Raw genomic sequence first — 16,361 nt, 5'->3', positions numbered from 1 at the left:
ATAAAGAAAAGTGGACGCGCCTACCATGGGTTGCGTCAGATATCGAGCTTGTTGGCGTAACGTATTGAATTTACGACACAGCACAACCCGGCGTCATTTGTGACAGCGATAGCGCTCCCTGAGCAATGTTCTTCATATAAATCGATTTATACTTAAGTGAAATTTAATACTTGATTGCGCGGAGGGCGCTGCGATAAATCCCACAAAATCAATGTGTTATTGCAAGCTATAAAATAGGGAAACTGCGGAAAGCGTGGAGGTGCTGCAAGTTCAAAAAAAAAGCAAGGCTTTCGCCTTGCTAATCAAATACGCGTTCGATCCGTTTCCATTTGACTGGCGGCTGCGAAAGTCGCGCCTGGATCCATCCTCCCAAGACTTTGACCGCGTGAAACCAACGGTTTTATTCCGTTGTTGCTCTTATGCTGAAAAAAATAGCGAACTGCACAGCTTTTGTCACGAAAAATCTTCTATGGCGTCATATTTCTTTCGCAAATTTTCCCGAATGAGAGTGATATATCTGTAATATATTGAATTTGAATGTGAATCCGGAGGCCGCATTTCGCGTCTCTGGTTCTTTCGACAGGCGATCATGGTTGTGGATGGGGAAATCCGCTATCGCGAAAGCTTTTTCAGGCGGGTTTCCAACCGGTGTATAACCCGGTAAGAAACCGACAAATATGCTTAATTTTTGCCTGATTCTTGAAGCACTCAGGCAGTCCCTCTTGATTGGTGGTTACGATGCGTCTGTCGCGGTATTTTTTGCCTATTCTGAAGGAAAACCCCAAGGAGGCGGAAATCGTCTCCCACAGGCTGATGCTGCGCTCGGGCATGATCCGTCAACAGTCGGCCGGCATCTATTCCTGGCTGCCGATCGGTCTGAAGGTTCTCAACAAGGTCTGCGATATCATTCGTGAAGAGCAGAACCGCGCAGGCGCCAATGAAATCCTGATGCCAACCATCCAGTCCGCAGACCTGTGGCGCGAAAGCGGTCGCTACGATGCCTATGGCAAGGAAATGCTGCGCATTCAGGACCGTCAGGAGCGCGACATGCTCTTCGGTCCGACCAATGAGGAAATGGTCACCGACATTTTCCGCTCCTATGTGCGCTCCTACAAGGATCTGCCGCTCAATCTCTACCACATCCAGTGGAAGTTCCGCGACGAAGTGCGCCCGCGTTTCGGCGTCATGCGTTCGCGCGAATTTCTGATGAAGGACGCCTATTCGTTCGACCTCGATTATGAGGGCGCGAAAATGGCTTACTACCGTATGTTCGTGTCCTATCTGCGCACTTTTGCACGTGTTGGCCTGCAGGCCATCCCGATGCGCGCCGATACGGGGCCGATTGGCGGCGACCTCAGCCACGAATTCATTATTCTGGCCGAAACCGGCGAAAGCCAGGTTTTCTGCGACAAGGCCTATCTCGATCTGGCCGTGCCGGGCGCGGACACCGATTTCCGCAACGATGCGCAGCTGACCGATATCGTCAATCGCTGGACGACGCCTTATGCGGCAACCGACGAAATGCACGACGAGGCCGACTGGTCCAAGGTGAAGCCGGAAGATCAGGTCTCTGCACGTGGCATCGAAGTGGGGCACATCTTCCATTTCGGCACGAAATATTCTGAACCGATGGGCGCGAAAGTGCAGGGCCCGGATGGCAAGGAACATCTGGTTTCCATGGGTTCCTACGGCATCGGTCCGTCGCGCCTCGTCGCGGCTGCCATTGAAGCCTTCCACGACGATGCGGGCATCATCTGGCCGAAAGCCATCGCGCCGTTCGGTGCCGGTATCGTCAACATGAAGCCGGGCGACGAAGGCTGCGACGCTGTAAGCGAGAAGATCTACGAAGCGCTGACCAATGCAGGCGTCGATCCTCTGCTGGACGACACGGATGACCGTCCGGGTGCAAAGTTCGCCACGATGGACCTGATCGGCCTGCCGACGCAGGTGATCGTTGGCCCGCGTGGCGTTGCCGCCGGTGAAGTCGAGATCAAGGATCGCAAGACCGGTGAACGCCAGAGCCTGAGCGTTGAAGCTGCGATCAATCTGTTGACGGCAGAAGCATGAGCAGCGCGGCGGCAGCAAAATCCGGGGATCAGGCAAAGGCAGCTCAAAAGGCTCCAAAGTCAGGTCCATTCTCGGCTTTCGAACGGATGATCGCTTGGCGATATCTGCGCGCGCGCCGCCGCGAGACTTTTATCTCGGTCATTGCCGGTTTTTCGTTCACCGGCATCATGCTGGGCGTGGCGACCCTCATCATCGTCATGGCGGTGATGAACGGTTTCCGTGCCGAGCTTCTTTCGCGAATTCTCGGCATCAATGGCCATCTCATCATGCAGCCAATTGATCGTCCGCTGGATGATTATGCCGATCTCATCAAGCGGATCGACGGTATTTCCGGCATCAGGTTCGCCATTCCCGTGGTGGAAGGGCAGGCGCTCGTCCAGGGGAATATCGGCGCAGGAACGGGTGCACTGGTGCGCGGTCTTCGCGAAGAGGATCTCGACAAGCTCAAGCTCGTCTCCGGCAATATTCGCCAGGGCACGCTTCAGGGCTTCGATCAGGGCGGCGGCGTCGCCATCGGAACCCGCATGGCCGAAAATCTCGGCCTTTCAATCGGCGATACGCTACGGGTGATTTCGCCGGATGGCGATGTGACCCCGTTCGGCGTCAATCCGCGCGTGAAGGCCTATCCGATTGTCGCGATCTTCGAGATCGGCATGTCGGAATACGACTCGTCGATTGTCATGATGCCGCTGTCCGAGGCGCAGCTTTTCTTCAATCAGGAAGGCAAGGTGCAATCGCTGGAAATCTTTGTCGATAATCCCGACAAGGTGGATGCGATGCGCGCGCCCGTAGAAGAGGCAGCGGGACGTCAGCTCTCGCTCGTCGACTGGCGCCAGCGCAACCAGACTTTCTTCTCGGCGCTGGAAGTCGAGCGCAATGTCATGTTCATGATCCTGACGCTGATCGTGCTCGTGGCGGCGCTGAACATCATTTCCGGCCTCATCATGCTGGTGAAGGACAAGGGGCACGATATCGCGATCCTGCGAACCATGGGCGCAACCCGTGGCGCGGTGATGCGCATATTCCTGATGACGGGCGCCGCCATCGGCGTCACCGGCACGATAGCCGGTGTCGTTCTGGGCGTTGTCGTCTGCCTCAATGTCGAGCGCCTGCGGGAGTTCTTCTCGTGGCTCTCGGGAACCACGCTCTTCAACCCGGAACTTTACTTCCTGAGCCAGTTGCCTGCGAAGATGGACCCCGGCGAAACGATTTCCGTTATCGTCATGGCTCTGGTGCTTTCATTCATTGCCACCATTTTCCCGGCCTGGCGCGCTGCCAAGCTCGATCCGGTCGAAGCATTGAGGTACGAATAAATGGCGGCTGAAATCATCATGCGGCTGGAGCGTGTCGGCCGCGCCTATAAGGAAGCCGACCGCGAACTGGTCATTCTGAAGGATGCCGATTTCACACTTCGTCGTGGGGAAATGGTTGCGCTTGTCGCGCCATCGGGAGCGGGCAAGTCGACATTGCTGCACACGGCAGGCCTGCTGGAGCGTCCCGACAACGGAGACGTTTTCTTGGATGGGCGTTCCTGCAGCAAATTGTCCGATGATGAGCGCACAGCTGTGCGCCGCAACGACGTCGGTTTCGTTTATCAGTTCCACCATCTTCTGCCGGAATTTTCCGCGCTGGAGAATGTGATGATGCCGCAGATGATCCGTGGCCTGTCCAAGAAAGCCGCAGCAGAGCGTGCGCAGCAGCTTCTTGAATATATGAAGATCGGCAAGCGCGCTTCGCATCGCCCGTCGGAACTTTCCGGCGGTGAACAACAGCGCGTCGCTATTGCCCGCGCCGTTGCCAACGCGCCGCTCGTTCTTCTGGCGGATGAACCGACCGGCAACCTCGATCCAACGACATCGTCTTACGTCTTCGGAGCTCTTGAGGCCCTCGTGCGTCAGTCGGGGCTTGCGGCTCTGATCGCGACCCATAATCACGAACTTGCCCGCCGCATGGACCGGCGCGTCACGCTGAAGGACGGCAAGGTCGTCGATCTGTAAGCCTTTCAGGTCACAGCAGTAGCACCTCATCCTCAACGAGCCGCCACAGGTGGCGTCTCGAAGGGCGATGTGCGTCTCCGCCTGAATATGGGCGCTTTCGTTCCCCGCTCACGCAGCCAGCGTCTGCGGTTGTATATTCACTATTCGTAAACCCTAAAATGAATGGCGGGCCAGAACGGGTGTTGACTTTGGAACAAAAATAGAACAAAAAATAAACATACGTGAACACAGAGGAGTTTCCAACATGACCGATCTCGTCCACGACGTTCTGTCTTTCATTTCGGTAAGCCTGTTCATTGCAACTTTCGCCATCTGGGTGAGTGCGATCTGAAGGAAATAGAGCATGTCTCCCAAAAGTGGGAACCGGTTTTGGGATATAGACATGCGTGAAAACGATAGGGCATTTCCGATGACCCCGAAAAAATTGGAGATGCTCTGGCTGGTTCTTGTGAACCCGCTGCAAGGTGGCGATAGTCTTACTGGACATCGCCATATCATTCCCCGAAACTGATGCTATCAGGCGACAGAGTCGCCAGCCGCGATGGGCCATGCGTGTGGCCCATCTTGCAAGCAATGTGCTATCAGGCGGCTACTGCATCGGCACGAAAATCGGAATCGGTTTTCGGAAAGTGCGATGCATGGATTTAGAGCGCCGGATGTATGTCCATCCGGGCGGCTCGGCAGATGATCGGGGTCGATGGAATGAGTGATGCAGCAGCAGGCAATGCAGCAAAAGACGGTGCTTTGACGCCACGTTTTGTGCACCTGCGGGTACACTCGGCCTATTCCTTGCTGGAAGGCGCATTGCCGCTCGGCAAGATCATCAAACAGGCGATTGCCGACGAGGCGCCGGCTATCGCAGTCACCGACACCAACAATCTGTTCGGTGCGCTTGAATTTGCGCAGAAGGCATCGAAAGATGGTCTGCAACCCATCATCGGTTGTCAGGTCGATATAGCCTTCGGCGATCACAATGATAATGGCCGCAGCGTCAATCGCCGTGTCGCGCTGGACCTCGCTCCAGTTGTGCTGCTGGCGGCAACGGAAGAGGGCTATGCGAATATCGTGCGGCTCGTCAGTCGCGCGTTTCTGGAAACACCGGCAGGTGATCCGGTGCATGTCGAAGCAAGCTGGCTGCCACCATTGTCGAAAGACGTCATTGTTCTTTCCGGCGGTGCATTGGGACCAATCGGTCGCGCTTTTGCCGCCGACCGTCCCGACAGGGCAGAGGCGCGGCTTGGTTTCCTGCGTGAAGCATTTGGCGATCGGCTTTATGTCGAATTGCAGCGTCAGGCAGGTTACAACCGTGCGCTGGAAGCAAAGACCGTCGCGCTTGCCTATGAGATGGATCTGCCTCTGGTAGCCACCAATGAGGCATTCTTTCTCAAGGCAGAAGACTTCGAGGCCCACGATGCGCTTCTTGCCATCGCGGAAGGCCAGATTCTTTCAAACGATGACCGCCGCCGTCTGACGCCGGACCATCACATGAAAAGCCGTGCGGAAATGGCTGCACTTTTTGCCGATCTGCCGGAAGCACTCGACAACACCGTCGAAATTGCAGAGCGTTGCAGCTGGTACACGCAGACCCGTGCACCGATCCTGCCGCGGTTTACCGGCGAATCCGATGACGCGGAGGCCGCCGTTCAGGAGGAAGCCGACGAGCTGGCGCGGCAGGCCCGCGAAGGCCTGAAGATGCGCCTGGAGACCGTCGGTCTCGCAGAAGGCTATACGACAGAGCAATATGCCGAACGTCTCGAATACGAGATCGGCATCATCACCCGCATGAAGTTCCCGGGCTACTTCCTGATCGTTGCGGACTTTATCAAATGGGCGAAAGCCCATGGCATTCCGGTCGGGCCGGGCCGTGGCTCGGGTGCCGGTTCGCTCGTCGCCTATGCGCTGACGATTACCGACGTCGATCCTTTGCGGTTCTCGCTGCTTTTCGAACGCTTCCTCAACCCGGATCGCGTTTCGATGCCCGACTTCGATATCGACTTCTGTCAGGACCGCCGTGAAGAGGTGATCCGCTATGTGCAGGGAAAGTACGGGCGCGATCAGGTAGCCCAGATTATCACATTCGGAACCCTGCAGGCACGCGCTGTGCTGCGCGATGTCGGTCGCGTTCTGGAAATGCCTTACGGGCAGGTCGATCGTCTCTGCAAGCTGGTGCCGCAAAACCCGGCCAATCCAGTGTCACTGGCACAAGCCATCGACACAGAACCGAAGATCAATGAGGAGCGGGAGAAAGAGCCGGTGGTCGGACGGCTGCTGGATATGGCGCTCAAGCTTGAAGGGCTTTACCGCCACGCCTCGACCCACGCCGCCGGTATCGTGATCGGTGACCGTCCGCTGTCGGAACTGGTCCCCATGTATCGCGATCCGCGTTCCGACATGCCCGTCACCCAGTTCAACATGAAATGGGTCGAGCAGGCGGGACTGGTCAAGTTCGACTTTCTTGGTCTCAAGACGCTGACCGTCCTTGAAACGGCGGTCAAACTGGTGGCGCGCAAGGGCGTTGAGATTGACCTATCCCATGTGCCGCTCGACGACGAACTGACCTATGAGATGTTGTCGCGCGGCGAAACCGTCGGCGTGTTCCAGGTGGAAAGTGCGGGTATGCGCAAGGCGCTGCTCGGTATGCGCCCGGACCGGATCGAAGATATCATCGCGCTTGTGGCGCTTTATCGTCCTGGTCCGATGGAGAACATCCCGACTTATAATGCGCGCAAGAACGGTGAGGAGGAGATTGCCTCCATTCACCCGAAGATCGATCACCTGATCAAGGAAACGCAGGGCGTTATCGTCTATCAGGAACAGGTGATGCAGATCGCACAGGTGCTTTCCGGCTATTCGCTCGGGGAAGCTGACCTTTTGCGTCGCGCCATGGGCAAGAAAATCCGCGAGGAAATGGACAAGCAGCGCGTCCGTTTCGTGGATGGCGCGATTGAGGGCGGTGTCGACAAGGCGCAGGCCAACATGATCTTCGATCTGCTGGCCAAGTTCGCTGACTACGGCTTCAACAAGTCGCACGCCGCCGCTTATGCCATCGTGTCCTACCAGACGGCCTATATGAAGGCCCACTATCCAGTCGAGTTCATCGCGGCGTCGATGACCTACGATATGTCGAACACCGACAAGCTCAACGATTTCCGCCGCGAGGCGAACCGTTTGGGCATTGAGGTCGTGCCGCCTTCGGTGATGACGTCCTTTCGTCCGTTTGAAGTCGGCGAAAAGCAGATTTTTTATTCGCTTGCCGCCATCAAGGGCGTCGGCGAGGCCGCCGTAGATCATATTGTCGATGTGCGCGCAGAGAAACCTTTTGAAAGCCTTGAGGATTTCTGCGAGCGGGTCGATCCGCGCATCGTCAACCGGCGCGTGCTGGAAAGCCTCATCAATGCCGGTGCGATGGATTGTTTCGGTCGTGAGCGCCCGGCCATGAGTGCGGGCATGGACCGCATCATGGGCTTTGCCCAGCGCACGCAGGAAAATGCCGCAAGCGGTCAGTCCGATATTTTTGGTCTGTCAGGCGCTCCGAAGGAAACGCTTATCCTGCCGCAGGCGGCTCCCTGGCTGCCATCGGAAATGCTGCATCGGGAGTTCCAGGCGGTCGGCTTCTATCTGTCAGCCCATCCGCTTGATGAATATCGCGATGTGCTGAACCGCATGCGTGTTCAAAGCTGGGCAGATTTTTCAGCAGCCGTGAAACGCGGCGCCAATGCCGGTCGTCTCGCGGGCACCGTGACTGCTCGGCAGGAGCGCAAGACCCGCACCGGCAACAAGATGGGCATTGTGCAATTGTCCGATGCCAGCGGCCAGTTCGAAGCGGTGCTGTTTTCAGAAGGGCTGGCGCAATATCGCGACCTTCTGGAGAGCGGCAAGTCGGTGGTGATCACGGTTCAGGCGGAAAACCGTCCTGAAGGTATAGGCTTGCGTATCCAGACGGTCCAGTCGCTTGAAGATGAGGCCTGCCGTATGCAGAAGGCGTTGCGGCTTTACCTGCGCTCGGCCGATGCGGTTCGTCATATCGCACCGCATTTCAACACGCGCGGCGACGGGCAGGTGAGCCTCATCGTCATCAAGGATAACGGTCAGCGTGAAGTCGAGATCGAGCTGCCGCATCGCTATCGCGTCAGTCCGCAGATCGCCAGCGCCATGAAAGCCATTCAGGGCGTCGTGGATGTGGAACTGGTGTGAGTGAGAGCGCATCCCGAAAAGTGTGAAACGGTTTTTCGGAAAAGATGCGCGCTCCAATTAAGGCAAAGCAACGGTAGAACCGTTCTGCGGTCTTTTTGCGCGAAAAACCGGTGGTGTTGTGCGTATTTCACCACCGATTTTGCGGCGAACGCCTGTCGAAAACATGGCGTTTTTGTGATTGGCATCAGTAGGCGGCTGTGAAACGCTTGCGAATGTGCTGGCTCTTTTCAGCCTCATCCAGAATGGCGACGGCCAGATCAGCAACTGAAATCTTGCTTTCACCCTTGTCATCGAACACCGGTTCGTCGCCGCCGAGACGATATTTTCCGGTGCGTTCGCCCGGCTGAAGAATGATCGCCGGTGACACGAATGACCATTCCAGTTCTTTCTCACCACGCAGGTCTTCGAGCGCCTGACGGGCACCGAGCGCGCCTTCCTTCCATTCGGCAGGGAATTCCGGCGAGTCGACCAACTGGTTACCATTGATTGAAAGGCTGCCTGCGCCGCCGACTGCTATAAGACGCTTGATGCCTGCTTTTTTGGTGGCTTCCGTGATGGAACGGCTGCCGTTGATGTGCTTTTCGCGGATGTCCTTGTCGCCCCAGCCCGGATTGTAGGCGGAAATCACGATGTCATGCCCTGCAAGCTGCTTTGCAAGCGCGTCGGTATCGAACACGTCAGCCTTTACCGCTGTTACATTGGGCAGTTTTTCGACTTTCTCCGGATGACGAACGAGTGCGGTAATCTCGCCGCCGCGTGCAGCAGCTTCCTTGAGGATTGCAGCGCCTACGAAACCCGTTGCGCCGATCAGTGCGATCTTGGTCATGGCATTCTCCTTTTTTCGACCTTCTCGTATCAAACGAATTAAGGTATGTTTCATAATCAGGTTATTTCTGATAACTACATATGTGATGCCATCATGCTTGTGAAGAACGCACTTTTACATGAGCAGGATACATGGAAGTAACCGCCACAAAGGCAAGCGTTCAGAGATGCTCCGGTCGAAACGGAACGATGAAGCTGCTATAACTAATTGTTTTTACGCATGTTATGACGCGTGGCTGACGCGTATTTCAGCGAAAACTCTCTAACTTAACCGATGGAGAAAACGCCGGTCTGCCAACCGGTTTTTGTGGAGAAAAAGATGACAATACCGACACGCCCTGACGGGAAAACACCTTTGCTTTCGTCGACACCTGCCTTCGAAAACGATGGTGACGGTTCTTGCCCGATCCGTGAAGTGCTGGATCGGGTTGGCGACACGTGGAGCATTCTCGTCATTTTCAATCTTCAGGAAGGCTCGATGCGTTTCAATGCGTTGCGACGGACCATTGAGGGTATTTCACAGCGCATGCTGACCGTTACGCTACGATCGCTGGAGCGGGATGGCCTCGTGTCTCGACATGTGCGCCCGACTTCTCCGCCCGAAGTGGAGTATTCGCTGACTGAACTTGGACATTCTCTTGCTCTGCCTATCGACGTGCTGGGGCAATGGGCCGTCAGGAACCGGGATCTTCTTCGCGACGCCCGCTCACGTTTTGATGGAAGCATTGAATAAAAAGGAACCGGCCTTGGTCCGTTTGCGTTTGTCTTTCAAACAGGAGAAGTCTGATGCCCGCGAAATCCCAGGCCCAACAGAAAGCCGCTGGCGCTGCGCTTGCTGCCAAACGCGGTGAAATCAAGAAAAGCGAACTCTTCGGTGCGTCGAAGGAAATGTATGAATCGATGACCGAGAAGGAACTGGAGGAATTTGCCGAAATAAAGCGCAAAGGCTTGCCGGAACACGTAGATGACAAGAAAAAACACTGAATAGAATTGGCGAGCGCCGTCGGGCACTCGCCGCATTGACCAGATGGCTACTTGCCAGATTTGTTCGGAGCCAGCTCGATTGCTTTCAGCTTGCCATCGGTAATGCCGCAGCGCAGCGTGACGCTATCCCATTTTGTTGATGCGCCTTTGGTGCGTGCTTCACCGGGAACCGAGATGACAGCCGAAACCTTGCGTGGGTCGCTGGTGCTAAATTTCGCAGACTTATCATTGGTTTCTGCCGAAGAGATGTCATCTTTGGTGAAGCCGAGACGATCATATTTTTTACTTTTCTTGACGTAATCATAAGCGCTGGCAACGCAATCCGCGACCTGTGGAGCCGCTTGCTGATCCTTCACGAGGGTCTGATAGTTGCCCGTAAAATCCTTCGATCTTTTCGGGACGGAATCTGCATTCGCGGCGGTGGTGAAGCCCAGTGCTAAAATTGCAGAAATTATAAATTTGGTCGATTTCATGCCCATGTCCTTCTGGAAACCCGTCGCTCGGTGGCGGGCGGCGGAATTGAATCGATAATGAAATAGAGATTACAGACGCGATTCTGATTTTTTTATGAATTTCCAACGGTTACGACGATATCTTATTGGCAGATGCGCGCAAGACAGGATTTGCCGTGGCAGCCTTGGTCGAGATGCATGTTGGTGCGATGTGCGGCATCACCGTCCGGGCCGATTACCGTCATGAAAAGCTTGCAGCTCGCGCTATGCACGGCGCGCCAGAAAGCCTTCTCCTTGTCGGTGCCGTTCCAGCCGCTTTCCAGTTCCGTCTTGCTGCCATCCGAAAACTTGAACGACATGATGTCGAGCGCGTTGGCAAAGGCGTGTTCGGAAACGCGTCCTACGGATGCGCCGTTGACCTTCCGGCACTGGTAATCCGAGCCGGTGCCGATTTCAGCGATTTTCGAATCCGGTCCATAAACATCTTTGGCTGCCTTGGTCACCTCGCTGCTCCACTGCGCCAGCGTGACTGCCATTGCGCAATTTGTGGTGACGGCATTGGCAAATTTTAAAGGGGCGTCCTTGCCAATGGCGGTCAGTGACAACGGAGAGTGAGCGCCGCATTGCTCGCCATCCTTGATCGGAGGCAGCAGCTTGCCCTCTACATCGCCGGATATCAGCGCCGGGCAGGATACCTGATAGACGCGCTCGTCCTTTTCCGGCTTTGGCTGTTGATCGGGGGCGGGTTTCGTTTCTTGCAGTTTTTCGTCCATCGGCTTCGGATTATCAGCCGGTTTTGGCGGGGCTGCCTGGGTCGGGGTTGTAGGAGCAGGCTTGGCCAGCGGTTGATTTTGGGGTTCTGCCTCCGGCTTTTCCGTTGGAATGGGTGGAGTTTCCGGTTCTGCCCCCTTGGTTGCTGTATTTTCCGGGCGAGGGGCAGGCGTCGGAACGGGTATCATGGGAGCAGGTTTGGTTTCGGCTTTTGCCGGAGCGCTTTCAGATTGCGTTGCTGTTTGCTGTTTCGAAGCCGGTTTCTTTTGGCTGCGCTTTACCGCCGGGCGTTTGCGATGCTGTTTTGCCTTTTGGGCGTCCTGTTTCAGGATGCGTTCGATGAAAGTTTGCGCTTGTGCTTGATCGGAATCGATGCCGGAAAAACACGGCATCGCAACAAGGCCCAAGGCAACCAGAGCGGTGAATGCACCCTTGCCGGGCAGGAAAAAAGACAAAGCCATTGATGCCTCATGAATTGCGGATCCGTCATGACTAATGATGAAACAGGTGATGGCGTTCCTTCACGCTTGATGGCAGGTCGTAGCAAATGGTAGGAAACACCCTCAGCGGTCCGGTTTTTCAGGCTTTTTCGACTGCTTGAGCTTGACAAGATAACAGCTGCATGACTAAAAGCCGCCCATCGCTGGCGCGTTCTCGCACCGGCGTTTCATTTGACGTGTCCCGTGGATGAAGATTGCGCTCGCGCGCTTCATCCTGTCAGTCCTCTCAAACGGAGGGCAGAGGAGGGCGCGTTTCCTCCAGCGCCTCCGGGCGCTATAACCTTTTGAAGGAAATGCGATGAGCAAGCGCGAATCCGCTAAGTACAAAATTGATCGCCGTCTTGGCGAAAACATCTGGGGCCGTCCGAAGTCCCCTGTAAACCGCCGTGAATATGGCCCGGGCCAGCACGGCCAGCGCCGCAAGGGCAAGCTGTCGGACTTCGGTGTTCAGCTCCGCGCAAAGCAGAAGCTCAAGGGCTTCTATGGCGATATCTCCGAAAAGCAGTTCCGCAAGACCTACGAAGAAGCCGCTCGCCGCAAGGGCGACACCGGTGAAAACCTGATCGGTCTGCTGGAATCGCGTCTTGACGCAGTTGTGTATCGCGCCAAGTTCGTTCCGACGATCTTTGCTGCCCGCCAGTTCATCAATCACGGCCACGTGAATGTGAATGGTCGCCGCGTCAACGTTCAGTCCTACCGCCTGAAGACCGGTGACGTTGTTGAAGTTCGCGAAAAGTCGAAGCAGCTGGTTATCGTTCTCGAAGCTGTTCAGCTCGCAGAACGTGATGTTCCGGATTACATCGAAGTAGACCACAACAAGCTGGTTGCGACGTACTCCCGCGTTCCGACCCTGACGGATGTGCCTTACGCTGTCCAGATGGAACCGAACCTGGTCGTCGAATTCTATTCGCGTTAATTCCAGGCGCGCTCTGGCGCGCTGGATATATGCCGAAATCGAAAAGCCGCGCTGTACTGCAGCGCGGCTTTTTCTTTGCTTTTATCCCGGCACTTTGGCGATGGGGCCGGGAGGGCCGAGCGTATCGTCAATCTGCCGGTCGGAATGATATGTGGCGCAGGCCGACAACAATGCTCCAATGAATAACAGTAAGGACAGTTTTCGGAGCGCGATGATGCGCGGCTTTCGCCGAAGAACACTTATAGAACCAACATACTGAGCCATAGATATCTCATCCGTGAATGCCTGCATGAGTTCTAGAGCAAAAGGCAGCTGCAAACACTCATACATTTTTGCTGGCAAACGGTGGTCGACGTGTGCTGATGCACGCAATCATAAAGAAATCTTGTTTGACGGTTTTCCCGACAGCCAGTTTTCGCTATTAAGCCTTCAACATCTTCAATCGTTTTTCCGGGAAGCACCATGAACGCTTTCGATCCAGATATTGCAGAAGACGCGGGCAGCGATGGCTGTCACCCGCTATTCCGCGATGTGCCGACCACGGTCGAGTTCAACAAGCTGCGTAAACGTCTTTTGCGTCTGACGCGGCAGGCTATCGAGGATTTCTCGATGGTGAAGCCCGGCGAGCGCTGGATGGTCTGCCTTTCGGGTGGCAAGGATTCCTATGGCCTGCTTGCGCTGCTGCTCGATCTTAAATGGCGCGGCCTGCTGCCGGTTGAGCTGCTGGCGGTCAATCTGGATCAGGGGCAGCCGAACTTTCCCAAGCACATCCTGCCGGATTTCCTCAATCGTTATGAAATCGAACACCGTATCGAATATCAGGATACCTATTCGATTGTGACCGACAAGCTGCCTGAAACCAGCACCTATTGCTCGCTCTGCTCGCGTTTGCGCCGGGGGAATCTCTATCGCATTGCGCGTGAAGAGGGCTGTTCGGCGATCGTTCTTGGCCATCACCGGGAAGATATTCTCGAAACCTTCTTCATGAACCTGTTCCACGGCGGGCGTCTGGCTGCGATGCCGCCGAAGCTGTTGAACGACGAAGGAGACCTGATGGTGTTCCGCCCGCTGGCTTATGCTGCGGAGGACGATCTGGAAAAATTTGCGACCGCAATGCAGTTTCCGATCATTCCATGCGACCTGTGCGGCAGTCAGGAAGGGCTGCAGCGCAATGCGATGAAAGCCATGCTGACCGACATCGAAAAGCGTATGCCGGGGCGCAAGGACACGATGATCCGCGCCATGACGAATGTGCGTCCGAGCCATTTGCTGGATCGCAAACTGTTCGATTTTGCAGGACTGATGCTGAATGGCGAGGGAGAGGGTGACCATGCGGTTTGACGAAGGACAGATGGACTGGCTGGCCGATTTGCTGGCAGATGCGGCGCGTCAGGAAATCATGCCCCGGTTTCGCAGGCTGGACGTCGGTGATATCCGGCAGAAGACGTCACCCGCCGATCTGGTGACGGAAGCGGACGTGAATGCTGAACGGTTCATCACTGCCAAGCTCAAGGAACGCTTTGCCGATGCGGTGATCGTCGGTGAGGAAGCCTGCTCAGACAATCCGGCTTTGCTGACCGGCCTCGATGATGCGGAGCTTGCCTTCACAATCGATCCGGTCGATGGCACTTTCAACTTTGCATCTGGTGTTCCGCTCTTTGGTGTCATGCTTGCGGTGGTGTCGAAAGGCGAAACCGTTGCCGGTATCATTCACGACCCCGTCGGTAATGACTGGATCATGGCTTCAAAAGGCGGCGGAAGCTACATCCGTCACGCCAATGGAGATGTGAGCAAGGTCAGTGTTGCCGAACCGACCTCGATCAGCCAGATGACCGGTGCGATTTCGTGGCAGTACACGGCTGAGCCGACACGGTCGCGTCTGGCACGTAATCATACGAAATTTCTGTCCCAGATCGGCTATCGCTGTGCAGCGCACGAATATCGCATCCTCGCCACCGGCAGCGCGCATTTCGTGGTCTACAACAAGCTGATGCCGTGGGATCATCTGCCCGGTGCGCTGATCCATCAGGAAGCTGGCGGTTATCTCGCCCGATGGGATGGAAGCGATTATCTGCCGTCACATACCGGCGGCGGCATTCTGGCCGCGCCCAGCAAGGACAGCTGGCAGTCCATTCAGGCGGCGCTCTGGGAAGAATAAAACCGTTAGAGTATTATCCAATACGAAAGGCCCGCTACATCGGCGGGCCTTTATTGTTTTGGCATCGCGAAATCGATCAGATCACATGTTCGACAGGCGGGTTCTGCACCCTGAACAACCGTCCGCGTTCGGCTATCAAAACGCAGCCGAGGGCGACAAATCCGAGCACGCAATAGCCGGTTGCAACCGGCGTTGTCGTACCATCAAAGGCCTGACCGATAATCGCGCCCAATGCCGCACCGATCACCGTTTGAGCAAAGCCCAGAACGGAGGAGGCCGTTCCGGCAACTTCGCCGAGCGGCTCCATCGCCAGTGCGTTGAAATTGGCGGTCACGAGGCTGAACGAGAACATGATGGTCATGTAGATCGCCATCAGGATCGGGAAGGGAACAGGGCCTTCCATCGTGACCGAAAGTACCATCCACAAAAGGCTGAAGCTGGTGAAGACCAGCAACATGGTCTGGGAAATTCGCCGCATACCGTAACGACCGACCAGGCGCGAGTTCATGAACGAGGCGAGCGCCAGCGTCATGGCGACGGCAGCGAAAGCCAATGGGAACAAGGCACCGAGCTTGTAAATGTCGACGAAAATCTGCTGAGCCGAGTTGATATAGCCGAACAGCGCGCCGAGAATGAACGAGGTGCCGAGCATATAAAACAGGGCGACGCGGTTCGAAAGAACGATGCCGAATCCGCCAATCACGCTCTTGACCGTCAGCGGGCGCCGGTTGGTAGCAGGCAGGGTTTCGGGCAGACGAAGAAACGCCCAGATACCGATGACAAATGCCATGAAGGCCATCGACAGAAAGATCAGGTGCCATTCGCCGAAAAGCATGATGAGCTGGCCGGTTGCGGGCGCAACAACGGGCAGGATCATGAAAACCATCATGACGAGTGACATGACCTCGGCCATCTGACGCCCGGCGAACTTGTCGCGAACGACGGATACGGCGATCACGCGCGTGGCAGCAGCGCCAAGCCCCTGCAAGACACGCAGGATGATAAGCGTCGTGAAATCGGTGACGATGGCCGCTCCCAGAGCTGCCAGAATGTAAATGACGAGCCCGGCGAACAGCGGCAGCCTGCGGCCGAAGCGGTCGCTCAAGGGGCCGTAGAAGAGCTGAGAAACGCCAAACCCGAGCAGATAGGCAGTGATGACAAACTGGACGTGGTTTTCCGACTGAACGCCGAGGCTTGCACCGATCTGCGGCAGGCCGGGCAGCATTATGTCGACCGCCAGCGCATTGATGGCCATGATCGCCGCGATGAGCGCGATGAATTCGCCGCGTCCACGCATGGAAGTCTTCTGGTCCGACGAACCGTTCTTGATGTCGAGCGGCATGACTGGCATTCCTTGGCAAAGTGGCGCATCGCGTCGCGAGACACGATACGAAAGACAAAATTTAGAAAGCAGAAGCAGACAGATGAAAATCTGTCGTTGCAGCATCTAGAGCATTTCCAGCAAAAGTGCGAAGCGGTTTTGCGTAGGATAATGCG

Annotated in this window: 13 protein-coding genes; 9 read left to right on the top strand and 4 right to left on the bottom strand. The window is 56.0% G+C overall.

The genetic code is table 11. The features are described from left to right. Positions 1–738: 738 nt before the first annotated feature. The 4 genes from proS (at position 739) to dnaE (ending at position 8,258) form a co-directional block, all read left to right on the top strand. Entirely contained in the window at positions 739–2,067 is a 1,329-nt protein-coding gene (proS, locus tag OANT_RS12490) for a proline--tRNA ligase (protein ID WP_012092253.1), read from the top strand. After that, positions 2,064–3,380: a lipoprotein-releasing ABC transporter permease subunit gene (locus OANT_RS12485; RefSeq protein ID WP_010661188.1), complete on the top strand. Its 1,317-nt coding sequence runs from the start codon at positions 2,064–2,066 to the stop codon at positions 3,378–3,380. Before proS ends, OANT_RS12485 begins: the two co-directional genes overlap by 4 nt. Beyond that, positions 3,381–4,064, top strand: coding sequence for an ABC transporter ATP-binding protein (locus tag OANT_RS12480; protein WP_012092252.1), 684 nt, complete (start codon positions 3,381–3,383; stop codon positions 4,062–4,064). It abuts the gene before it with no gap. A 702-nt stretch (positions 4,065–4,766) separates the two neighbouring features. Beyond that, the gene (gene dnaE, locus OANT_RS12475) at positions 4,767–8,258 is read left to right on the top strand and encodes a DNA polymerase III subunit alpha (protein WP_012092251.1); all 3,492 of its coding nucleotides are present in this window, start codon (positions 4,767–4,769) and stop codon (positions 8,256–8,258) included. A 184-nt stretch (positions 8,259–8,442) separates the two neighbouring features. Here dnaE and OANT_RS12470 read toward each other — a convergent pair whose 3' ends face one another. Further along, the gene (locus tag OANT_RS12470) at positions 8,443–9,084 is read right to left on the bottom strand and encodes an NAD(P)-dependent oxidoreductase (RefSeq protein ID WP_012092250.1); all 642 of its coding nucleotides are present in this window, start codon (positions 9,082–9,084) and stop codon (positions 8,443–8,445) included. A gap of 318 nt (positions 9,085–9,402) precedes the next feature. Here OANT_RS12470 and OANT_RS12465 point away from each other — a divergent pair, with 318 nt between their 5' ends. After that, on the top strand, positions 9,403–9,816 hold the full coding sequence (locus tag OANT_RS12465) for a winged helix-turn-helix transcriptional regulator (RefSeq protein WP_012092249.1): 414 nt from the start codon (positions 9,403–9,405) through the stop codon (positions 9,814–9,816). Between the two features lie 53 nt (positions 9,817–9,869). Then, positions 9,870–10,067: a DUF3008 family protein gene (locus tag OANT_RS12460; RefSeq protein ID WP_012092248.1), complete on the top strand. Its 198-nt coding sequence runs from the start codon at positions 9,870–9,872 to the stop codon at positions 10,065–10,067. Between the two features lie 47 nt (positions 10,068–10,114). On the opposite strand, the gene bspC is transcribed toward OANT_RS12460, so the two are convergent. Then, positions 10,115–10,540, bottom strand: coding sequence for a type IV secretion system effector BspC (gene bspC / locus OANT_RS12455; RefSeq protein ID WP_010661194.1), 426 nt, complete (start codon positions 10,538–10,540; stop codon positions 10,115–10,117). A 122-nt stretch (positions 10,541–10,662) separates the two neighbouring features. Further along, positions 10,663–11,682 (bottom strand): extensin-like domain-containing protein, encoded by a 1,020-nt coding sequence (locus OANT_RS12450; RefSeq protein WP_231771477.1) that lies wholly within the window; start codon positions 11,680–11,682, stop codon positions 10,663–10,665. A gap of 406 nt (positions 11,683–12,088) precedes the next feature. Between OANT_RS12450 and rpsD the strand changes: the two genes are divergently transcribed. From rpsD to OANT_RS12430, 3 genes are all read left to right on the top strand, one after another. Continuing rightward, complete coding sequence (gene rpsD, locus OANT_RS12445) at positions 12,089–12,706, top strand: 30S ribosomal protein S4 (protein WP_010661196.1); 618 nt, start codon at positions 12,089–12,091, stop codon at positions 12,704–12,706. Between the two features lie 462 nt (positions 12,707–13,168). Then, positions 13,169–14,047: a tRNA 2-thiocytidine(32) synthetase TtcA gene (gene ttcA, locus OANT_RS12435; RefSeq protein ID WP_012092244.1), complete on the top strand. Its 879-nt coding sequence runs from the start codon at positions 13,169–13,171 to the stop codon at positions 14,045–14,047. Further along, complete coding sequence (locus OANT_RS12430; RefSeq protein ID WP_012092243.1) at positions 14,037–14,864, top strand: inositol monophosphatase family protein; 828 nt, start codon at positions 14,037–14,039, stop codon at positions 14,862–14,864. Before ttcA ends, OANT_RS12430 begins: the two co-directional genes overlap by 11 nt. A 76-nt stretch (positions 14,865–14,940) precedes the next feature. Here OANT_RS12430 and OANT_RS12425 read toward each other — a convergent pair whose 3' ends face one another. Next, positions 14,941–16,206 (bottom strand): multidrug effflux MFS transporter, encoded by a 1,266-nt coding sequence (locus tag OANT_RS12425; protein WP_012092242.1) that lies wholly within the window; start codon positions 16,204–16,206, stop codon positions 14,941–14,943. Between the last annotated feature and the right edge of the window lie 155 nt (positions 16,207–16,361).

It is taken from the genome of Brucella anthropi ATCC 49188, from assembly GCF_000017405.1.
Classification (GTDB): Bacteria; Pseudomonadota; Alphaproteobacteria; order Rhizobiales; family Rhizobiaceae; genus Brucella; species Brucella anthropi.
Note: the sequence above shows the minus strand (reverse complement) of the source record. Positions and strands in the feature narration are given on the sequence as shown.

Bases quoted from the DNA above. Each gene is read 5' to 3' on its own strand.
- ttcA (WP_012092244.1), top strand. From the start codon at position 13,169: ATGAACGCTTTCGATCCAGATATTGCAGAAGACGCGGGCAGCGATGGC.
- OANT_RS12470 (WP_012092250.1), bottom strand. From the start codon at position 9,084: ATGACCAAGATCGCACTGATCGGCGCAACGGGTTTCGTAGGCGCTGCA.
- dnaE (WP_012092251.1), top strand. From the start codon at position 4,767: ATGAGTGATGCAGCAGCAGGCAATGCAGCAAAAGACGGTGCTTTGACG.
- proS (WP_012092253.1), top strand. From the start codon at position 739: ATGCGTCTGTCGCGGTATTTTTTGCCTATTCTGAAGGAAAACCCCAAG.
- rpsD (WP_010661196.1), top strand. From the start codon at position 12,089: ATGAGCAAGCGCGAATCCGCTAAGTACAAAATTGATCGCCGTCTTGGC.
- OANT_RS12480 (WP_012092252.1), top strand. From the start codon at position 3,381: ATGGCGGCTGAAATCATCATGCGGCTGGAGCGTGTCGGCCGCGCCTAT.
- OANT_RS12425 (WP_012092242.1), bottom strand. From the start codon at position 16,206: ATGCCGCTCGACATCAAGAACGGTTCGTCGGACCAGAAGACTTCCATG.
- OANT_RS12450 (WP_231771477.1), bottom strand. From the start codon at position 11,682: ATGCCGTGTTTTTCCGGCATCGATTCCGATCAAGCACAAGCGCAAACT.
- bspC (WP_010661194.1), bottom strand. From the start codon at position 10,540: ATGAAATCGACCAAATTTATAATTTCTGCAATTTTAGCACTGGGCTTC.
- OANT_RS12485 (WP_010661188.1), top strand. From the start codon at position 2,064: ATGAGCAGCGCGGCGGCAGCAAAATCCGGGGATCAGGCAAAGGCAGCT.
- OANT_RS12465 (WP_012092249.1), top strand. From the start codon at position 9,403: ATGACAATACCGACACGCCCTGACGGGAAAACACCTTTGCTTTCGTCG.
- OANT_RS12460 (WP_012092248.1), top strand. From the start codon at position 9,870: ATGCCCGCGAAATCCCAGGCCCAACAGAAAGCCGCTGGCGCTGCGCTT.
- OANT_RS12430 (WP_012092243.1), top strand. From the start codon at position 14,037: ATGCGGTTTGACGAAGGACAGATGGACTGGCTGGCCGATTTGCTGGCA.